Below are 2,243 nucleotides of genomic sequence, written 5' to 3' on the forward strand. Positions count from 1 at the left end.
CGCCGGCACCGCCTCCGTGGACGCCGCCACCGGCGAGTTCCGCGGCGAGGCCCAGCCCGCCCGCGAGGGCGAGATCTCCGCGACCTTCGTCGCCCCGCCGGTCAACGCGGACGCCGTCCGCCAGGGCTCGGCCGGCTCGGCCGACGCCGACCGCGGCGACATCGAGGGCCCCCGCACCCTCGGCGCGCCGGCCGCCGTCCCGGGCGCCGCCGCCTCCGACGACCGGGACGCCTCCGACCGTTGACGGACCGTCCCGCGTCCTCCTCACCCCGCGGCGGATCCACGGTCGGTCCCGCCCCCGGGCTCCCGGACGCGCGCATCCGCGGCCTCCTCCTGCTCGTGCTCGTGCTCCTCGGCGGGCTCGCGCTGCGCCTGGTGTACGTGCAGGGCGTGGACCCCACGGGCCAGGCCGCCGCGGCCATGGACAAGCGCCTGACGCATCAGGAGACCCTGCCCGAGCGCGGGTCGATCCTCGACCGGGACGGCGACGTGCTGGCCTCGAGCGTGCGCCGCTACGACATGGTGGTGGACCAGCGCCTCGTCAAGGACTTCAACGAGTGGGACCGCGAGGCCCGCAAGACGGTCCTCGTGGACGTGGACTCGCGGCTGGCCAGCCTGGCCGAGGTGCTCGAGCTGCCCGAGGAGCAGGTCCGCGAGGCCACGATCGGCTCCCGCCCGTACAACGTGGTGAAGCGCTCCGTGACCCCGGAGATGCGCGACGCCGCCATGGCGCTCAAGGTCCCCGGGCTGCTCGCGGAGCCGGTGGACCGGCGCGTGTACCCCAACGGCTCGGTGGCCGGCAGCATCGTCGGGTTCATGGGCGGGGACGGCACGCCGCTGGAGGGCCTGGAGCTCAGCCAGGACGACGTCATGACCGGCACCCCCGGCACCCGCACCTTCGAGGTCGGCGCGGACGGCATCCGCATCCCCAACGCGCCGCTCGAGGAGGTCCCCGCCGTCGACGGCGCCGACCTGCGCCTCACCCTGGACAAGGACGCCCAGTGGTTCGCCCAGGAGACGATGGGCGCCCTCGCCGCCGAGCACGACGCGGAGTGGGCCAACGCCGTCGTGCTGGACGCGAAGACGGGCGACGTGCTCGTCATGGCGGACTCCACCACCGTGGACCCCGCGGACCCGGAGGGCACCGAGCCCTACTTCCGCTCCTCGACGGTGATGAGCACCCCCTACGAGCCCGGCTCCACCGGCAAGGCCCTGCCGATCGCGGCCGCCCTCGACGCCGGGGCCGCCACGGCCACGGACGGCTACACCGTCCCCAGCAGCCAGGAGTTCAACGGGCAGACCATCCGCGACTTCGCCCCGCACGAGACCTACGACATGACGGTCGCCGGCATCTTCGCCCGCTCCTACAACACCGGCACCGTGCAGGTGGCGGAGGAGATCAGCGACGAGCTGCGCTACGAGTACATGCGCTCCTTCGGCGTCGGCAAGCCGATCGACCTGGGCCTGCCCCGCACCGCGGGCGGCGTCCTCGTGCCCCCCGGGGAGTGGGACGGACGCCAGCGGCTCACCACCGCGTTCGGACAGGGCTACACCCAGACCACCCTGCACACCGCGCAGATGTACCAGGCGATGGCCAACGGCGGCGTCATGGAGCCCGCGCGGCTGATCGACGCCACGGTGGACGGGGACGGCGCGGAGAAGCGCTGGGAGCCGGCCGCGGAGCCGCACCGGGTGGTCTCGGAGGCCACCGCCGCCGACATGCTGCGCATGATGGAGACCGTGGTGACGCAGGGGACCAGCAAGGCCGCGGCCATCCCCGGCTACCGGGTGGGCGGCAAGTCCTCCACCGCGGAGGCCGCGAGCGACACCGGCCGCTACGACGGCTACAACTTCGGCTTCACCGCCGTCGCCCCGCTGGACGACCCGCGGTTCGTGGTCTCGGTGTCCATGCACCGGCCCCCGTCCCAGCTGGGCTCGCGCGCGGTGACGAGCGCCGCCGCGCAGATCATGGAGCACATGCTCCGCCAGGCGGACGTGCCGGCCGACGGCGCCGCCCCGCAGGACTACGACGTGTTCGTCGACGACCCCCAGGACCGACCGTGGTGACGCCTCCGAGCCCGCCGCCCATCCCCCAGGAGCACCGCATGAGCAGCCAGCCCGCGCAGCCGGAGCCGCCGACGCCCGCCCAGCAGGACGCCGCCTTCCGGCCCTCCCGGACGCCCGCCACGCCGTGGGACGAGCTGACCCGCGCCCTGCAGGCGGCCGGCGTGGCCGCCCGGACC

1 protein-coding gene and 1 pseudogene are annotated in these 2,243 nt (G+C 74.9%); both read left to right on the top strand.

The features are described 5' to 3' along the window. Nucleotides 1-244: pseudogene (locus NWP10_RS11630) on the top strand (hypothetical protein); the annotation flags it as partial. Continuing rightward, the gene (locus tag NWP10_RS11635) at nucleotides 241-2,067 is read left to right on the top strand and encodes a penicillin-binding protein 2 (protein WP_017489694.1); all 1,827 of its coding nucleotides are present in this window, start codon (nucleotides 241-243) and stop codon (nucleotides 2,065-2,067) included. The pseudogene NWP10_RS11630 and the gene NWP10_RS11635, both read left to right, overlap by 4 nt. Nucleotides 2,068-2,243: the final 176 nt, after the last annotated feature.

This window comes from Micrococcus sp. HG099 (assembly GCF_024723355.1).
GTDB classification, from domain to species: Bacteria; Actinomycetota; Actinomycetes; order Actinomycetales; family Micrococcaceae; genus Micrococcus; species Micrococcus endophyticus.